Source organism: Rhodobacter sp. TJ_12, from assembly GCF_020023995.1.
GTDB lineage: Bacteria > Pseudomonadota > Alphaproteobacteria > Rhodobacterales > Rhodobacteraceae > Rhodobacter.
Window position 1 is genome coordinate 1 of record NZ_NRRD01000069.1, and the last position, 606, is coordinate 606.

Annotated in this window: 1 pseudogene; it reads left to right on the forward strand. The window is 52.3% G+C overall.

The features are described 5' to 3' along the window. Positions 1-606 (forward strand): annotated as a pseudogene (aceE, locus tag CKO11_RS17210) (pyruvate dehydrogenase (acetyl-transferring), homodimeric type); the annotation flags it as partial.

Genomic DNA, 606 nt, shown 5'->3' on the forward strand with positions numbered 1-606 from the left:
GGGTGATACCGCAGAAGGTAAAAACATCGCTCACCAGGTTAAGAAAATGAACATGGACGGCGTGCGTTATATCCGCGACCGTTTCAACGTTCCAGTGACCGATGAGCAGGTAGAAAACCTGTCTTACATCACCTTCCCGGAAGGTTCTGAAGAGTATAAGTACCTGCACGAACGTCGTCAGGCGCTGAAAGGCTACCTGCCAGCTCGTCAGCCTAAATTCACCGAGAAGCTGGAACTGCCTGCGCTGGAAGATTTCTCCCAACTGCTGGAAGAGCAGAATAAAGAGATTTCTACTACTATCGCCTTCGTTCGTGCCCTGAACGTGATGCTGAAGAACAAGTCGATCAAAGATCGTCTGGTTCCAATCATCGCCGACGAAGCGCGTACTTTCGGTATGGAAGGTCTGTTCCGTCAGATCGGTATCTACAGCCCGAACGGCCAGCAGTACACCCCGCAGGACCGTGAGCAGGTTGCATACTACAAAGAAGACGAGAAAGGTCAGATCCTGCAGGAAGGTATCAACGAGCTGGGCGCAGGCGCATCCTGGCTGGCTGCTGCGACCTCTTACAGCACCAACAACCTGCCGATGATCCCGTTCTACATCTA